The organism is Streptomyces sp. NPDC092370 (genome assembly GCF_044755265.1).
In the GTDB taxonomy this organism is placed as follows: Bacteria; Actinomycetota; Actinomycetes; order Streptomycetales; family Streptomycetaceae; genus Streptomyces.
The window spans coordinates 1-17,432 of sequence record NZ_JBIVQO010000025.1 but is presented as its reverse complement, the minus strand read 5'-3'; the positions used below and the strand labels follow the sequence as shown (position 1 = coordinate 17,432).

Annotated in this window: 11 protein-coding genes; 2 read left to right on the top strand and 9 right to left on the bottom strand. The window is 71.8% G+C overall.

Translation table 11 applies throughout. The features are described 5' to 3' along the window. Together ACIQHQ_RS37290 and ACIQHQ_RS37285 are read right to left on the bottom strand one after the other, a co-directional pair. On the bottom strand, nucleotides 1-720 hold a 720-nt coding region (locus ACIQHQ_RS37290; protein ID WP_402621257.1), incomplete at its 3' end, for a maltotransferase domain-containing protein. 215 nt (nucleotides 721-935) lie between these two features. Next, a complete protein-coding gene (locus tag ACIQHQ_RS37285; protein WP_402621255.1) occupies nucleotides 936-2,138 on the bottom strand; it encodes a S8 family peptidase in 1,203 nt (400 codons plus the stop codon). Between the two features lie 276 nt (nucleotides 2,139-2,414). Between ACIQHQ_RS37285 and ACIQHQ_RS37280 the strand changes: the two genes are divergently transcribed. Further along, nucleotides 2,415-5,033 (top strand): glycosyltransferase family 1 protein, encoded by a 2,619-nt coding sequence (locus ACIQHQ_RS37280; protein WP_402621252.1) that lies wholly within the window; start codon nucleotides 2,415-2,417, stop codon nucleotides 5,031-5,033. Nucleotides 5,034-5,106: 73 nt separating this feature from the next. Here the strand turns inward: ACIQHQ_RS37280 and ACIQHQ_RS37275 are convergent, their stop codons facing one another. The 7 genes from ACIQHQ_RS37275 to ACIQHQ_RS37245 form a co-directional block, all read right to left on the bottom strand. Next, entirely contained in the window at nucleotides 5,107-5,646 is a 540-nt protein-coding gene (locus tag ACIQHQ_RS37275) for a DUF1990 domain-containing protein (protein ID WP_402621249.1), read from the bottom strand. A 60-nt stretch (nucleotides 5,647-5,706) separates the two neighbouring features. Beyond that, nucleotides 5,707-7,353 carry a M4 family metallopeptidase gene (locus ACIQHQ_RS37270; protein WP_402621247.1) on the bottom strand — a complete coding sequence of 549 codons (1,647 nt, stop codon included), beginning with the start codon at nucleotides 7,351-7,353 and terminating at the stop codon, nucleotides 5,707-5,709. A gap of 195 nt (nucleotides 7,354-7,548) precedes the next feature. Then, the gene (locus tag ACIQHQ_RS37265; protein ID WP_402621244.1) at nucleotides 7,549-9,609 is read right to left on the bottom strand and encodes a M4 family metallopeptidase; all 2,061 of its coding nucleotides are present in this window, start codon (nucleotides 9,607-9,609) and stop codon (nucleotides 7,549-7,551) included. 170 nt (nucleotides 9,610-9,779) lie between these two features. After that, entirely contained in the window at nucleotides 9,780-11,552 is a 1,773-nt protein-coding gene (locus ACIQHQ_RS37260) for an ABC transporter ATP-binding protein (RefSeq protein ID WP_402621241.1), read from the bottom strand. After that, a complete protein-coding gene (locus ACIQHQ_RS37255) occupies nucleotides 11,549-13,291 on the bottom strand; it encodes an ABC transporter transmembrane domain-containing protein (protein ID WP_402621238.1) in 1,743 nt (580 codons plus the stop codon). The genes ACIQHQ_RS37260 and ACIQHQ_RS37255 overlap by 4 nt, the downstream gene beginning before the upstream one ends. Nucleotides 13,292-13,313: 22 nt before the next feature. Then, entirely contained in the window at nucleotides 13,314-15,188 is a 1,875-nt protein-coding gene (locus ACIQHQ_RS37250) for an ABC transporter ATP-binding protein (RefSeq protein ID WP_402621235.1), read from the bottom strand. Beyond that, entirely contained in the window at nucleotides 15,185-17,014 is a 1,830-nt protein-coding gene (locus ACIQHQ_RS37245) for an ABC transporter ATP-binding protein (RefSeq protein WP_402621232.1), read from the bottom strand. Before ACIQHQ_RS37245 ends, ACIQHQ_RS37250 begins: the two co-directional genes overlap by 4 nt. Nucleotides 17,015-17,185: 171 nt before the next feature. On the opposite strand from ACIQHQ_RS37245, the gene ACIQHQ_RS37240 reads away from it, so the two are divergent. Further along, nucleotides 17,186-17,374 (top strand): hypothetical protein, encoded by a 189-nt coding sequence (locus tag ACIQHQ_RS37240; RefSeq protein ID WP_402621230.1) that lies wholly within the window; start codon nucleotides 17,186-17,188, stop codon nucleotides 17,372-17,374. The last annotated feature ends 58 nt before the right edge of the window (nucleotides 17,375-17,432 follow it).

Here is a 17,432-nt window from a genome sequence, read left to right as displayed (position 1 = left end):
CCGCTCCCGCTCCACCAGCAGCGGCAACGGCTCGCTGCTGGTGACGAGCTCCCGCAGCGGATGCCGGGCCAGGACCTCGTCCACCTCCGGCGTCAGCGCCGCCGCCAGACGAGACGCCGCGGGACGGCTCTCGTCCCGCAGGGCATCGACGGCGGTGAGGATCACGTCGCGCAGTCCCTCCTCCTCGGGCACACCGGCGGCCGCCCGCTCGTACAGACGCGCGCCCTCCTCCAGGACGACGTCCGTGTCCATGCCCGCGGGGATCTTGATCCGGGCATGGTGGCGCCAGGTACTGACCGGGTCCCCCCAAGCCTCGACGGTGAACGTCCACAGGCCGGGTTCCCCGGCGGTGACCGTGGCTCCCCACCGGTCCGTCCCCGGGGTCAGCTCCCGCAGGGGCGTCCACGGACCGGGGCGGCCCTCGGGGTCCTTCAGGACGACATTGGCGGCCACCGCGTCGTGCCCCTCCCGGAACACGGTCGCCGAGATCTCGAAGGTCTCACCGGTGACGGCCTTGGCCGGCCGGCGGCCGTGCTGGACCACCGGGCGGACATCCAGGACGGGTATGCGCCCGACCGCGGTCGTCTCGCTCACGGGTGGTGGTGGCGAGGCCGGTGGACCGGCGTCGGCCGGACGCGCGGGGCGTGCTTCACCGCCGGGTGCGCGCGCCCCGGTGGTGCGGCGGTTGGGGGGTGCTGGCGAATGGTGCTTGGCGGGCATGACCGCTCCTGTCCGCGTCAACGTGGGTAGGCGGATGTGTGTGGGGAGGTGGGTCCTGCGTGGTGCTCCTGAGAGGGGTACCCGCAGGAGCCTTCCCACCCTCTTCGGGTGGGCAATCCGGCACTTTGTTAACTACTCACGCGTATGTCGACACACAAGACCGGCCTCGTCCACGACGGACGAGGCCGGCCCTCCGGCGTGGCTGTTCCTTCGCCCTACCCCCGCGGCACCCGTAATAACTTGTCCGGCGAACCGATGCCCCGGCCCACGACCTTCCCGGTCGCCGCCGCGGTGCTCAAAGCCCTCCCGACCTGCGCCGGAGTCGCTTGTCGATGATCGGCCAGATAGAGCGCGGCCACACCCGCGGCATGCGGAGACGCCATCGAGGTACCCGACCAGGTCGCCCGCGCGGTGTCGCTCGCCGCCGACGCCGAGGTGATGGCGACGCCCGGGGCGAACAGATCGAGGGCGGGGCCGTCGTTGGAGAAGGCCGGTTTCGCATCCCCCCGGTCGGTCGCGCCGACCGTGACGGCCTGCTTGACGCCGCCCGGGGAGTACAAACCGGCCGGCATCCCGTCGTTGCCCGCGGCGACCGTGTAAGTGACGCCGGAGGCGATGGAGGCACGGACCGCGGCGTCCAGCCGGTCGTTGCGCGGGCCGCCCAGGCTGAGGTTGGCGACCGCGGGCTTCTTCGCGTGCCGGGTCACCCAGTCGATCCCGGCGATCACCCTGGCCGTGGTGCCGCCGCCCGCGGCGTCGAGGACCCGCACGGAGACGATCCGGGCCTTCTTGGCGAGGCCGTGGACCGTCCCCGCGACGGTGCCGGCGACGTGCGTGCCGTGACCGCCTGCGTCCGAGGCGACCCGGTCGTTCCCGACGAAGTCCCAGCCGTGGCTCGCCCGGCCCGCGAAGTCCTTGTGGGTGGTCCGGACACCGGTGTCGATCACATACACCGTCACCCCCGCACCGGCCTGCCCCGGCCAGGTGTAGCTCCGGTCCAGCGGCAGCTTCGGCTGGTCGACGCGGTCCAGCCCCCAGGACGGCGGGTTGCGCTGGGTGCCGTCCAGCCGTACCCGGGTGTCCTGGACGACCGAGGCGACCCGGGGATCGGCGGCCAGCCGCCCGGCCCGTTGCTCGTCCGCCCGGACCGCGTAACCGTTGAGGACCGTGCCGTAGGTGTGGCTGATCTCCACCCCGTACTGTTCGGCGAGGCCCTTTCCGGCCGCCGACCGGGCCCCTGTGCCCTCCTTCAGCGTCACCAGGTAGCTTCCGTGCACGGAGCCGGGTGATCCGGCGCCGAGTATCCGCCCCTCCGGTACGGCGTGCGCGGGCAGGGCAGTGGCCGAAAACGCCGCGGCGCAGAGCAGCGCGGTCAGGCCCCCCGTCCGGCGCAGACGCCGCTCGCGCGTCCGAGCCATGGTTCGAGTTCCCCTCCTCGACTCGGCGTACGGCTGCCGCGTGGCGCCGCGAGCGGCGGGTGCGGGCCGGTACGCCAGAGGCAGCCTCTCGTGACGGGCGGAGCACCACAAGGACGCCTATGGGGGTGGAATCGGCCATATCCGCGGATGGTGCTGTTCAGGCCGATCGGGGGTCCGGTGGCGGAGCTTCAGCGGCGGGGGCGCCGACGCCGGTACTGTCGTAGGAGACGTCGTCGAAGCCCTGCGAAATCCAGCGAACGCGCCGAGGTGGAACCCGTGAAGGCGATCCGTCGATTCACCGTCCGACCCGTTCTCCCCGACCCCCTCCGGCCCCTCAGTGATCTGGCCCGCAACCTGCGCTGGTCGTGGCATGCGGAGACCCGTGACCTGTTCCGGTCCGTCGACCCCGAGCGCTGGGCGGCCTCGGGCGGCGACCCCGTCCGGCTGCTCGGCAGCGTGCCGCCCGCGCGGCTGGCGGAGCTGGCCCAGGACCGCCCGTTCCTGCGCCGGCTCACCGCGGTCGCGGGCGATCTGCACGACTACACCACCGGCGACCGCTGGTACCAGACCCAGCCGGAGGAACTGCCCGCCGCGATCGCCTACTTCTCACCGGAGTTCGGCATCACGGCCGCCCTGCCCCAGTACTCCGGCGGCCTCGGCATCCTGGCCGGCGACCACCTCAAGGCGGCCAGCGATCTCGGAGTCCCGCTGATCGGCGTCGGCCTGCTCTACCGGCACGGCTACTTCCGCCAGACCCTGTCCCGGGACGGCTGGCAGCAGGAGCACTACCCGGTCCTCGACCCGAACGAGCTGCCCGTCGCCCAGCTCGAGGAGCCCGACGGCACGCCCGCCCAGGTCGCCCTCGCCCTGCCCGGCGGCAGGCAGCTGCACGCCCGCATCTGGCTGGCGCAGGTCGGCCGGGTCCCGCTGCTGATGCTGGACTCCGACGTCGAGGAGAACGACCTCGGCGAGCGCGGCGTGACCGACCGGCTCTACGGCGGCGGCAGCGAGCACCGGCTGCTCCAGGAGATGCTCCTCGGCATAGGAGGGGTCCGGGCGGTACGGACGTACTGCCGGCTGACCGGCCACCCCGAACCGGAGGTCTTCCACACCAACGAGGGGCACGCCGGGTTCCTCGGCCTGGAGCGCATCGCGGAACTCTGCGACGGGGGGCTGGACTTCGACTCCGCGCTGGAATCGGTCCGCGCCGGGACGGTCTTCACCACCCACACCCCCGTCCCGGCCGGCATCGACCGCTTCGACCGGGCGCTGGTCGCCCGTCACTTCGGCCCCGACGCCGAGCTGCCCCGCATCGACGTCGAGCGCGTCCTGCGGCTCGGCATGGAGACCTACCCCGGCGGGGAGCCCAACCTGTTCAACATGGCCGTCATGGGCCTGCGCCTGGCCCAGCGCGCCAACGGCGTCTCCCTGCTGCACGGCAACGTGAGCCGGGAGATGTTCGCCGGGCTGTGGCCAGGATTCGACGCCGACGAGGTGCCGATCACGTCCGTGACCAACGGCGTGCACGCGCCCACCTGGGTCGCCCCCGAGGTGTTCCGGCTCGGCGCCCGGCAGATCGGTGCCCAGCGCGCCGAGGACGCCCTGGCCGTCGGCGGCTCCGACCGCTGGGACGCGGTCGCCGACATCCCCGACCAGGACATCTTCGAGCTGCGGCGGGTGCTGCGCGAGCAGCTCGTGACCGAGGTGCGCGAGCGGCTGCGGGCCTCCTGGCGGCAGCGCGGCGCCCATACGGCCGAGCTGGGCTGGATCGACGACGTGCTCGACCCGGACGTCCTCACCATCGGCTTCGCCCGGCGCGTCCCCTCGTACAAGCGCCTGACGCTGATGCTGCGCGACCGGGACCGGCTGATGGACCTGCTGCTGCACCCCGAGCGGCCGATCCAGATCGTCGTGGCGGGCAAGGCGCACCCCGCGGACGAGGGCGGGAAGCGGCTGGTGCAGGAACTGGTGCGGTTCGCGGACGACCCGCGGGTGCGGCACCGGATCGTGTTCCTGCCGGACTACGGCATGGCGATGGCGCAGAAGCTCTACCCCGGCTGCGACATCTGGCTCAACAACCCGCTCAGGCCACTGGAGGCCTGTGGCACCTCCGGCATGAAGGCGGCGCTCAACGGCTGTCTCAACCTGTCCGTGCTCGACGGCTGGTGGGACGAGTGGTTCCAGCCCGACTTCGGCTGGGCCATCCCCACGGCGGACGGGGCCGGGACCGACCCGGACCACCGTGACGACATAGAGGCCGCGGCGCTGTACGACCTGCTGGAGCAGCGGGTGGCGCCCCGCTTCTACGAGCGCGGCCGGAGCGGTCTGCCCGACCGGTGGATCGAGATGGTCCGGCACACGCTGAGCCTGCTCGGGCCGAAGGTGCTCGCGGGGCGGATGGTCCGCGAGTACGTGGAGCGGCTCTACGCGCCGGCGGCCCTCGCCCACCGCTCGCTGGAACCGGACTCGGCGCGGGAGCTCGCCGAATGGAAGGGGCGGGTGCGCGCGGCCTGGCCGGGGGTCACGGTCGACCACGTCGAGACATCGGCCTCGGCGGCCCTGGCGGAACTCGGCACGACACTCGCTCTACGGGTGCGGGTCGGGCTCGGGGACCTCGGGCCGGACGACGTCGAGGTGCAGGTGGTCTCCGGCAGGGTGGACGAGCAGGACCGGATCGGTGACGCGACGGTCGTCCCCCTGAAGCCGGTGGGGTCACCCGACCAGGACGGGCGCTGGGTGTATGAGGGGCCCTTGTCGCTGGATCGCACCGGGCCTTTCGGGTACACGGTGCGGATCCTTCCGGCGCATCGGCTTCTGGCTTCGAGCGCGGAGTTGGGGCTTGTGGCCGGGCCGTCCGAGGAACTGGTGGAGGCCGCGGGGTTGTTGATGCGGTGAGTAGCGCCTGCGGGTGCGCGGGGACGGCTCGCGCCCACGCGGCGGAGCCGCACATCGATGAGCCCCGCGCCCCTCAGGTGTCGGCACCACCCTGGGTCGACAAGGTCCGCAGGACGGCGCCGCACCTGCGTGCGTAGGCGTGCTGGAGGCCTCGGGTTGCCGGGCCCCCGGCGCGTGCGTACCACTTCGCCGCGCGGCTGAAGGCGTTCACCGTCAACCAGACGGTGCCGTCGCCGGTGCGGTCGACCACGAAGGACTCCTCGCCGGTCTCCGGGTGGCCGGGCAGCGTGCCGTAGGCCCAGCCCGCCCGGCGGGGTTCCTCGACCGTCCAGACCACGCGGCAGGGAGCCTTGATCATGCCGGCCAGGGTGACGGTGACGTCGACACCGGGGGCGGCTCGTTCCGCGCCCGCGTCGAGGCCCACGCCCATCGCGCGGTGCATCTCCCAGGTGAGGACCGCCTCCGAGGCCCGCCGGAAGACCTCCGCGCCCTCGCCGAGACGGGTGCGGACGTTCATGAGATGGAAGCCCGGCGGGCAGAAGCCCTGGTCGCGGGTGGCGCCGACATCGGCGTAGGTGAAGTCCTTCGGATCCGGATAAGACACGGTCACCAAGAGTAGGGCGGTACCCGGACCGGACTGCGTCCCGGGTACCGCCCTGTGGTCGTGCTTCGGTCAGCCGACGTTCACGGCCGACCAGGCGGCCGCGACCGCCTTGTACTCGGTGCTGGAGGCGCCGTACAGCGCGGAGGCCGCGTTCAGGGTCGCCGTACGGGCCTGCGCGTACTTGGTCGTCGACGTCATGTACGTCGTCAGCGCCTTGTACCAGATCTGCAGCGCCTTGGTCCGGCCGATGCCGGTGACCGTGGAGCCGTTGGAGGTGGGCGAGTTGTAGGTCACGCCGTTGATCGTCTTCGAGCCGCTGCCCTCGGACAGCAGGTAGAAGAAGTGGTTGGCGGGGCCCGAGGAGTAGTGGACGTCCAGGCTGCCGAGGCTGGAGGACCAGGCGTCGGCGGAGTCGCCGTCCTTGCTGGGCTTGTCCATGTAGCGCAGCGGGGTGCCGTCGCCGTTGATGTCGATCTTCTCACCGATGAGGTAGTCACCGACGTCGGAGGAGTTGTTGGCGTAGAACTCCGCGCCCGCGGCGAAGATGTCGCTGGTCGCCTCGTTCAGGCCGCCGGACTCACCGCTGTAGTTGAGGCGCGCCGTAACCGACGTCAGGCCGTGGCTCATCTCGTGGGCGGCCACGTCGAGCGAGGTCAGCGGGTGGGTGTTGCCCGAGCCGTCGCCGTAGGTCATGCAGAAGCAACTGTCGGACCAGAAGGCGTTGACGTAGTTGTTGCCGTAGTGGACGCGTGAGTAGGCGGCCTTGCCGTCGTTGCGGATGCCGCTGCGGCCGAAGGTGTTCTTGTAGAAGTCCCAGGTCACCTGGGCGCCGTAGTGGGCGTCGGCGGCGGCGGTCTCCAGGTTGGAGGGGCTGCCGGTGCCCCAGACGTCGTCGGAGCCGGAGAAGAGGGTGCCGGTGCCGGAGGTGCCGCGGTTGAGGTTGTACGTCTTGTGGCCGCCGCGCGTGCCGTCCGTCAGGTTGTAGGACGACCCGGACTTCGTGGTGCCGAGGGTGACCTTGCCGCTGTACGCGGTGTTGCCGGTGCCGGTCTCGATGCCCTGGTACTCGTAGAGCTTCTTGCCGGTGGCGGCGTCGGTGACGACGTGCAGCTCGTTCGGGGTGCCGTCCTCCTGGAGGCCGCCGACGACGGTCTCGTAGGCGAGGACCGGCTTGCCGTCGGCCGCCCAGATCACCTTGCGCGGAGCGGAGTTCGCCTCGGTCTTGGCCGAGCCGGCCGCCTTGGCGAGGGTGACGGCCTGCTTCTCCGCCTTGGCGGCGGTGACCGCGGGTTTGAGCGAGGCGACCTTCAGGGCCGCCTTGGTGGCTCTGGTGACGCCCTTGGTCTCGCCGGACTTCGACTCGTGCACCACGAGGTCACCGCCGAGGACCGGCAGGCCCGCGTAGGTGCGCTCGTAGCGGGTGTGGACCGAGCCGTCGGCGTCCTTCACGACGTCCCTGACGACCAGCTTCTCCTGGGCGCCGAGGCCTATCTCGTCGGCGGTCCGCGTGGCGTCCGCCTGCTGCTCCTGGATGAGCGCCGTGCGGGCGGGCGCCGAGAGCAGCATGGGGGCGGCGGCGAGGACCGGCTTGCTCGCGGAGTCCGCCGCGACGCTGCTGCCGGACGTCAGTCCGGTGGTGAGCAGGGCGCCGGCGGCGACGGCGGTGGCGATGGCGAGCGTGGCGCGCTTTTGACGCGCGTAGAGAGGGGTGGACACACGAGCTCCTCGTTGTGGGGGAAGTGCTGCGGTGCTGTGCGGCGTGGGGGAAGAGTGGCACCAAGGGCGCGTACATGTCAGGAGTGAGGCGTGATGTTGGCCGGAAAACGACGACCAGATGTACCCGAGAACAGGTGAAACGGACGCCGCCCCGGGGGATTCGAACCCACCGGGGCGGCGCCCTGACTCAAGGGCCTACGGGAACGTCAGCTTCCAGCTGTTGATGTAGCCGGTGTCGGCAGCCGCGTTGTCCTGCACCCGCAGCTTCCACACGCCGTTGGCCACCTCGGAGGAGGCGTTCACCGTGTAGGTGGTGTTGATGTTGTCGGCGCTTCCGCCGGTGCCGTACCCCTTCAGGGTGTACGCCGTGCCGTCGGGGGCGACCAGCTCGACCTTGAGGTCACCGATGTAGGTGTGGACGATGTCCACCGCGACCTGAAGGTTGGACGGCGCGTTGCCCGTCCGGCCGGAGACGGTGACCGACGAGGTGACCGCCGCGCCCCGGTCCGGGATCGCCACGTCGGCGGTGTTCTCGAAGGACGTGCCGCCGCCTCCTCCGTCGCCGGGGCGGGTGCCGACGTTGATGCCCGCCCACGCGTGCTGGACCGCCTTGTACTCGGCGCTGTCCGTGCCGTAGAGCTCACCGGTGGCCGCGAGGGTGCCGGTGCGGGCCCCCGCGTAGTTGGTGGTCGAGGTGAACTTCGTGGTGAGCGCGCGGAACCAGATCTTCTCCGCCTTGTCCCGGCCGATGCCGGTGACCGGAAGGCCGTCCGAGGTGGGCGAGTTGTAGGTGACACCGTTGATCGTCTTGGTGCCGCTGCCCTCGGAGAGCAGGTAGAAGAAGTGGTTCGCCGGGCCCGAGGAGTAGTGCACGTCGATCGAGCCGATGCCCGAGTACCACGCGTCCTTGGACGAGCCGTCCTTGCTCGGCTTGTCCATGTAGCGCAGCGGCGTGCCGTCGCCGTTGATGTTGATTTCCTCGCCGATGAGGTAGTCACCGACGTCGGAGGAGTTGTTCGCGTAGAACTCGACCGTCGATCCGAAGATGTCGGAGGTGGCCTCGTTCAGACCGCCGGACTCGCCGCTGTAGTTCAGACCGGCGGTGTTCGAGGTGAGCCCGTGGGTCATCTCGTGCGCGGCCACGTCGATCGACGTCAGGGGGTTCGCGTTGCCCGAGCCGTCGCCGTAGGTCATGCAGAAGCAGCTGTCCGACCAGAACGCGTTGACGTAGTTGTTGCCGTAGTGGACCCGGGAGTACGCGCCCACGCCGTCCCCGCGGATGCCGGAGCGGCCGTGCACGTTCTTGTAGTAGTCCCAGGTCAGTGCCGCACCGTAGTGCGCGTCGGCACCCGCGGACTCCAGGTTGGACGGGCTGCCGTTGCCCCACACGTCGTCCGGGCCGGAGAAGAGGGTGCCGGTGCCGGAGGTGCCGCGGTTGAGGTTGTACGTCTTGTGGCCGCCGCGGGCGCCGTCGGTGAGGTTGTACGTCGACCCGGACTGGGTGGTGGTGAGGTCGACCGTGCCGGAGTACACCGTGTTGCCGGTGCCGGTCTCGATGGCCTCCCACTCGTACAGCTTCGCGCCGGTGGTGGCGTCGGTGACGACGTGCAGTTCCTGCGGGGTGCCGTCGTGCTGGAAGCCGCCGACGACCGTCTCGTAGGCCACGACCGGCTTGCCGCTCGCGGCCCAGATCACCTTGCGGGGCTCGCGGTTGATGCCGGGGTTCTTGGCCTCGTCGGCCTTGCCGGCGGTCAGGGCCTGCTGCCGGGCCTTCGCGGCGGGCACCGCGGTCTTCGTCGTGGCCGGCTTGACGGCGGCGCGGGTGGCCTTCACGACGGCCGCCGTGGCGTCCGCCTTCGTGCTCTGCACGACCAGGTCGCCGCCGAGGACCGGCAGGCCGTCGTAGGTGCGCTCGTAGCGCGTGTGCACGGTGCCGTCACGGTCCTTCAGGACGTCCCGGACGACCAGTTTCTCCTTGGCGCCGAGGCCCAGGTCGCGGGCCGTGCGCGCCTTGCCGGCCTCGGCGTCGCGGATCAGCGCTGCGCGCTGCGCGGGGCTGAGCCTGACCGATTCCGAGCCGGGGGCCGCCTTGCTCGCGGCCGACGGTGCCGTCGGAGGGGCTGCGACGGCGGTGCCGCTCTGGACGGCGGCGGCGATCAGCGCGGCGACGCCGGCGAGGGCCACGGCCGCGGTACGGCGGGTGGTGTGGGGAGTGCGTCTGTGGGAGGTGCCTCTACGCGAGGAACTGCTTCTCAACACTGACTCCTTCTGCGGGACCGGGGGTCGCCCGGCCTGGGGAGGTGGAGGTGTTGCTGTGGGGTTCCTGTGGAGCAGTCGTGGGAAGCGTGGCAGGTGAGCGCGCTTTCTGTCAGGACCGCGTCAAGACTATGGCCGGAAACGGTTCGTTGTCCGGAAGTTCATGTTCGCTATACGGACACTTCGCCGTCCCCGGGCGGATCCCCGTGCCAGGAGTGCCACAGCGCCGCATAGGCCCCGCCGGCCGCCACCAGCTCGTCGTGCGTGCCGAGTTCGGTCAGCCGGCCGTCCTCCATCACCGCCACCCGATCGGCGTCGTGCGCGGTGTGCAGCCGGTGCGCGACGGCGATGACCGTGCGCCCTTCGAGGACGGCGGCCAGGGCCCGCTCGGTGTGCCGGGCGGTCGTCGGGTCGAGCAGTGCGGTCGCCTCGTCCAGGATCAGCGTGTGCGGGTCCGCCAGCACCACCCGGGCCAGGGCGAGTTGCTGGGCCTGGGAGCCGTCGGTCCGGCAACCGCCCTGGCCCAGAGGGGTGTCCAGGCCCTGCGGCAGCTCCCGCACCCACGCGTCGGCGCCCACCACGGCCAGCGCCTGCCACAACTCCTCGTCCCCGGCGGACGGTTCGGCGATCCGCAGGTTGTCGCGGACCGAACCCAGGAACACATGGTGCTCCTGGGTCACCAGGACGACCTGGCGACGCAGCCGCTCCGGCCCCAGCCCGACGACCGGCACGCCGCCGACCGTCACCGAGCCGGAGGTCGGCGCGTCGATGCCCGCCATCAGCCGGCTCAGCGTGGTCTTGCCTGCGCCGGACGGTCCGACCACGGCCAGCCGCTCCCCGGGCCGCACCGTCAGGTCGACGCCGCGCAGCACCTCGACGCCCCCCTCGTACGCATAGCGCACCCCGGTGACGTCGATGCGGTCACCGTCCGGATCCGGACAGTCGCCCTCGCCGGCGGCGCGCGGCGCCCGGCCCAGCCCCTCCACCCTCGCGAAGGAGGCGCCGCTGGACTGGAGTTGCTCGATCCGCACCAGAACCTCGTCCAGCGGCGCGCTCAGCTGCTGGAGATAGAGGGCCGCCGCTACCACCGCTCCCAGGCTCATCGAGCCGGACGAGTACAGTGCGCCGCCGATCACCAGCGCACCGGCGACCGGGAGGACGTATGACGTCTCCACGACCGGGAAGAACACCGTGCGCAGGAAGAGCGTGTGGAAGCGGGTCCGACGGGACGTCTCCAGCGCGTCCCGGCTCGCGGCCGTGCGTTGCTCCCGGAGCCCGAACGCCTCGACCGTGCGGGCGCCGGCCGCCGTCGACGTCACGATCTCCGCCACGCCCGACGTGGCAGCGCCCTCGGCGAGGTACCCCTCCCGGGCCCGGTTCAGGTACCAGCGCAACACGACCCAGATCGGCGTCGTCCCCAGCACCGTGAGAGCGCCGAGCAGCGGGTCCGTCAGGAACACCGCGGCGACCAGGAACAGCGCCTGAACCAGGTTGACGAGCAGGACCGGACCCGCGTCGCGCAGGGTGTTGCCGACGGTCGTCACGTCCGCCGTCCCGCGCGCCGTCAGATCGCCGGTGCCGGCGCGCTCCACGGAAGACGCGGGCAGCGCCAGTGCCCGGTCCACGAACCGCTCCCGCACCCGGGCCAGCGTCCGCTCCCCGAAGCGGTGCCCCAGGTACCGGGCCCAGCGCGCCAGCAGAACCTGCGCCAGCGCGCACAGCAGGAGGAGCAGGGCAAGCCGGTCCACGGCGGCCACCCCCCGTCCGGCCCGCACATCATCGATCATCCGGCCCAGCAGCCACGGCCCGGCCAGTCCGACCAGGGCCGCCAGCGCGTTCAGGGCCAGGACGACGCCGAAGGCACGGCCATCGGCCCGTACGAGGTCGAGCAGGGCGCGTCGGACGTCGGCCCGTCCGGCGACCGGCAGGTGTCCCTGGCTCATCCCAGGACCTCTTCGGTGTCCCTCGCGACAAGGGCCCGGTAGCCAGGGGTGGTGTCGAGCAGTTCGCGGTGAGTGCCGGATGCCGCGACCTTCCCGTCGACCAGGTACTGGACGGTGTCGGTGCGGTCCAGGAGGAGGGGAGAAGTGGTGGTCACGACCGTTGTGCGGCCTTGCCGGGCGGCCCTGAGCCGGCCGGCGACGATGGCTTCGGTATGGGCGTCGAGGGCTGAAGTGGGCTCGATGGTCAGGAGAATCTCCGGGTCGGTGACGAGCGCTCTCGCCAGGCGGATGCGCTGGCGCTGGCCGCCGCTGAGGTTGCGGGCCTGGGCGGACATGGAGGTGCCGAGGCCGTTGGGGAGGGCTTGGACGATGTCTTCCGCCGCGGCTGTGTGGAGTGCCTTCCGGAGTGCCCCGGCGGGCGCCGGCCGGTGGGGGCTTGTGGCGCGGTTTCCCGCGCCCCCGGAAGACGGGGCGATCATGTCCTGGAGGGTCCCCGCGAACAGGTCGGATTCGTGGTCGGCCACCAGGATGCGGGCCCGGATCTGATCCAGCGCGATGTCGTCCAGGCGCCTGTCGCCCCAGGTCGCGTTCGACGGGGCGTAACGGCCCAAGCGGTCCACCACCGTCGTCGCGTCCGCAGGGTGTTCGGCGACCAAGGCCGTCAGGCGGCCCGGCAGGACGTGTACGCCCGACTCGGGGTCGTACAGGGCCGAGGGTTCGCAAGGGGCGTCGCGTGTGCCGGTGTCGGCCAGCGGCTCCAGGCGCAGGAACCGTACGACGCGCCGTGCGCACACCAGGCCCCGGCTGATCTGGTAGCCGCACTCGACCAGGAAGGCCACCGGCCACACCAGCACGGCCACATAGCCGTAGACGGACACCAACTGACCCACGGTGATGTCGCCCTGCGCGGCGAGCCGGGCCGCCAGCCAGGTCACCACCGCGAGGAACAGGGTCGGGAGCCCGACCCCCAGCGCCTGCACCCAGCTGGTCACCGCCCCCACCCGGTACCCCTGCTCACGCAGTCGCACCGAGTCGTGCCGGAAGGCGTCCGCCACCAGCTGCTTGCCGCCCAGGCCGCCGAGCACCCGCAGTCCGCCCGCGAGGTCGCCGATCCGCGCGGTCAGCACGCCCTGCCGCTCGCGGTACTCCTTCTCCGACCCCTGCAACCGGCCGAGCAGCGGCCCGACCAGCAGGGCGATCGCTGGAAGGCCGAGCAGCACGACCAGGGCCACCAGCCCCGAGACCGACACCAGCAGCAAGGCGATCACCAGATAGCCCACGACAGCGCCGACCCCTGGTCCGACGACCGTGAGCGACTGGCTGACCGTCTGCACGTCGCTGACGCCGATGGTGACGACCTCCCCGGCGCCCGCTTGCCGCCGCAGAGAGGCACCCAGCCGCGCCGCATGCCCGACGACCACTTTCACCGTGCGGAAGTTGGCGTCCATCCGCACCCGTGTCATCGTGCGGTGCCGCATGATGCTCAGCCAGGCGTTGAAGGCGCCCACCGCGAACAGCGCGCCGCTCCAGAGCGCCAGCGCGCTCATGTCGCCGGGCTCCAGGCCGTCGTCGATCGCCCGGGACATCAGATACGGCGTCGCCGCCAGCAGCACCATCCACACACTGCCGAACATCGCCCCGGCGGCGCACCGCCCCGGCTGCCGGGTGACCAGCCACCACAGGTAGCGGGCGCCGCTCCGGTCGTCGGGTGTGCCGGGGTCCTCGTACGCGTCGATCATCCGCCCGCTCCTCGCCGCCGCTCTACGCCAGACTGTCCCGCCAGGCCCGGTGCAGGTCCGCGAACCTGCCCGTGCCGGCGATGAGTTCGCCCGGTTCGCCGTCCTCCACGATCCGGCCGTGCTCCATCACCAGGACCCGGTCCGCGATCTCCACCGTCGACAGCCGGTGGGCGACGACCACGGCCGTTCGGCCCTTCAGCACCGTCGTCATGGCCCGCTGCACCGCGCGCTCCCCGGGGATGTCCAGCGAGCTGGTCGCCTCGTCGAGGATCAGCACGGCCGGGTCGGCCAGCAACGCCCGGGCGAAGGCGACCAGTTGCCGCTGCCCGGCGGAGATACGGCCGCCCCGCTTGCGCACGTCGGTGTCGTAGCCGTCGGGAAGGGCGCTGATGAAGTCGTGTGCGCCGATCTCCTTCGCCGCCTGCTCGATTTCCTCGCGGGTGGCGTCCGGGCGGCCGATCGCGATGTTGTCGGCGACCGTGCCCGAGAAGAGGAACGCCTCCTGCGTCACCATGACCACCCCGCGCCGCAGTTCGGACACGGCGAGGTCGCGCAGGTCGACGCCGTCCAGCAGCACCCGGCCGCCGGAAGGGTCGTAGAACCGGGCCAGCAGCTTGGCCAGCGTCGACTTCCCGGCGCCCGTGGAGCCCACGACCGCGACCGTCTGCCCGGCCGGGAGGGTCAGGTCGAAGGCGGGCAACACCTCGCCGCCGGTGCGGTAGCCGAAGCGGACGCCGTCGAAGACCACCGCGCGGCCGGGGTGCTCGCTCTTCGGCGGTGGGAGCTGCCGGGGGGTGGCCGGCTCGGGGACCGACGGGGTCTGCGCGAGCAGGCCGGCGATCTTCTCCAGGGAGGCGGCCGCCGACTGGTAGGAGTTCAGGAACATCCCGAGCCGGTCGATCGGGTCGTACAGCCGCCGCAGGTACAGCACGGCCGCCGCCAGCACACCGAGGGCCAGCGTGCCGTCCGCGACCCGGTAGGCGCCCCACAGCACGATCGCCGCGACCGCCGCGTTGGCGACCAGCCGGGAGCCGGTGACGTAGCGGGCCATCTCCAGCAGCGCGTCGCCGTTGGCCCGTTCGTGGCGCCGGTTGAGGACGCCGAAGTGCGCGTCGTTGACCGCCTCGCGACGGAAGGCGCGCACCGGGCGGATGCCGTTCATGGTCTCGACGAACGTGACGATGACGGCCGCGATGGCCGTCGACCGGGCCCGGTACACCCGGCCGGCCCGCCGCTGGTACCACCGCACGAGCGCGTGGAGCGGCACCAGGGACGCCACCGCCACGCCCCCGAGGCCCAGGTCGAGCCAGAGCAGCATCACCGAGATGTAGACGAAGGAGAGGATGACGGTCACGAGCTCCTGGAGGCCCTCGTCCAGCAGTTCGCGCAGCGACTCCACGTCGGTCGTGGAGCGGGAGATGAGCCGGCCCGAGGTGTAGCGCTCGTGGAAGTCGACACTCAGCGCCTGCGCGTGACGGAAGATCCGGCCCCGCAGATCCAGCAGCACGTCCTGGCTGACCCGGGCCGCGGCGCCGACGAACGCGAACTGCAGCCCGCCCGCGGCCAGCGCGCACGCCAGGTAGCCCACGCCCACCACGATCAACGGCCCGTGGTCCTGCGCCCGGAACGCCGGTACGGCACGGTCGATGGCGTACGCCACGAGCAGCGGACCCGCCTGCACGACCGCCTGCTGGAGCAGCAGCAGGACCGTCGTGACCGTCACCCTGGCCTTCATGGGCGCGAGCAGGGAGCGGAGCAGGGCTCCGGTGGCGCCCGGCGGGGTGGGCAGGACGTCCTGGTCGAAGGGATCGCCGGTGGCGGCCGGCCGATCGCCGGGCCGGTCGTCGGGTTGATCGTCGGGTGTGCTGCCGGCCGGTGTGCTGGTGGCCGCCGTCATCGTGCGCCCTCCTCTTCCCCTGACATCAGATGCGCGTACTCGGCGTTCGTCCGCAGCAGTTCGTAGTGGGTGCCGACCGCGGTGATCCGGCCGCCGGACAGCAGGGCGACCCGGTCGGCGAGCAGCACGGTGGACGGGCGGTGCGCCACGATCAGGGCGGTGGTGTTCACGAGGACCTGCCGCAGGGCGGCCTCCACGGCGGCCTCGGTGTGCACGTCCAGGGCCGACAGCGGGTCGTCGAGGACGAGGAACTCCGGCTGCCCGACGACGGCCCGGGCGAGCGCGAGCCGCTGGCGCTGGCCGCCGGAGAGGCTCAGGCCCTGCTCGCCCACCCGGGTGTCCGTGCCCTGGGGCAGGGCGTACACGAAGTCGGCCTGGGCGACGGCGAGCGCACGCTCCAGACCGGCCGTGCCGGCGGTGTCCTTCGCGCCCATGAGAACGTTGTCGCCGACCGCGGCCGAGAACAGCGTGGGCTCCTCGAAGGCCACGGCGACCTTGGCGCGCAGCGCTTGTCTGGAGAGGTCCGTGATGTCCACGCCGTCGAGGGTGATGCGGCCCGAGGTCAGCTCGTACAGGCGGGGGATGAGCGCGGTCAGGGTGGTCTTGCCGCTGCCGGTGGCGCCGACCAGGGCCATGGACTCGCCCGGGCGGATGTGCAGGTCGATGTGCTGGAGGACGGGCGGGGTGCCGGGCGGGGCGTCCGGGTAGCGGAAGCGCACCCCGTGGAAGCGGAGTCCCTTGTCCCGGACGTCCACCCTGCCGGAGACGGTGCCGGCGGCGGGGACCGCGGCGGCGATGGCGGTGGTCCCCTCCGCCGCCCCCTGGGTATCCCCCTCCACGTCCTCGTCCATCACCTCGAAGTACCGCTCCGTCGCCGTCGCCGCCTCCTGGCTCATCGCCAGCAGGAACCCGATCGACTCCACCGGCCACCGCAGCGCCAGCGCCGTCGACAGGAACGCCACCAGCGTGCCCGCCGACAGGGCGCCGTCGGCCACCTGGACGACGCCCACCACCAGCGCCGCACCGATCGCCATCTCCGGCAGCGTCACGATGACGCCCCAGATAGCGGCCAGCAGCCGCGCCTTGCGCAATTCCGTGCCGCGCAGCTTCGCCGACAGGTCCCGGAAGGCCAGCGCCTGGCTGCGGTGGCGGCCGAAGCCCTTGATGACGCGGATGCCGAGCACGCTCTCCTCGACGACCGTCGTCAGGTCGCCGACCTGGTCCTGGGCGCGCCGGGCCATCGCGGCGTATCGCTTCTCGAAGATCACGCAGGTGACCATGACGGGCAGGGCCGGCCCGAGGATGACCAGCCCCAGTGTCCAGTCCTGGAGCAGCATGATGATCACGCCGACGAGGATCGTCACCCCGTTGACCAGCAGGAACGTCAGTGGAAAGGCGAGGAACTGGCGCAGCAGCATCAGGTCCGTCGTCGCCCGGGACAGCAACTGCCCCGAGGCCCACCGGTCGTGGAAGGACACCGGCAGCCGCTGGAGGTGCCGGTACAGACCCGCCCGCATCGACGCCTCGACATGGGAGAGCGGACGGGCCACCAGCCACCGCCGCAGCCCGAACAACAGGGCCTCGGCGAAGCCGAGCAGCAGCAGGTACAGCGCACCGAGCCACACCCCGGCCGGGTCCCTGTCGGCGATCGGCCCGTCCACCATCCACTTCAGGACGAGCGGGATCACCAGGCCCACGCAGGAGGCGAGTATCGCGACGAACGCGGCGCCGGACAGCCGCGCTCGCACGGGCCGCACATACGGCCACAGGCGCAGCAGCGTACGCACGGCGGAACGATCCTGGGCGGAGGCGGGTGTCGTGGCCATCAGCAGCGAGCCTACGGATCGCCACTGACACTGCCCACCGAGTTTCCGCCGGACCCGAAGCGGCCGTTGCTCCTACGACCTGCGAGTTCGGCAGATCGTACGGCGGGACCGGCCGGGTCGTACGGCCGCATCAGCCGATCGGCTGATGCCCGTTCGAGCGAGACGGCCGATGTGGCGGACGCCGCCTCGCCCGGACCCTCGCCGTACGCCGACCGCACACCCGTCATCGACGTCACCGCACTGCGCGAGGCCTACGCGGGCCGTCCCGCCGTCGACGACGTCTCCTTCGCCGTGGAGGAGGGCGAGATCTTTCGGGAGCCTCGGCTAGCTGTTCTGCCCGGGGAGGTTGTGGACAGGTGAGCCAGGTCTCGGTTGAGGGATCTTGAACAGGTGAGGGCCTTCCGGGTTCGGTGTGGAT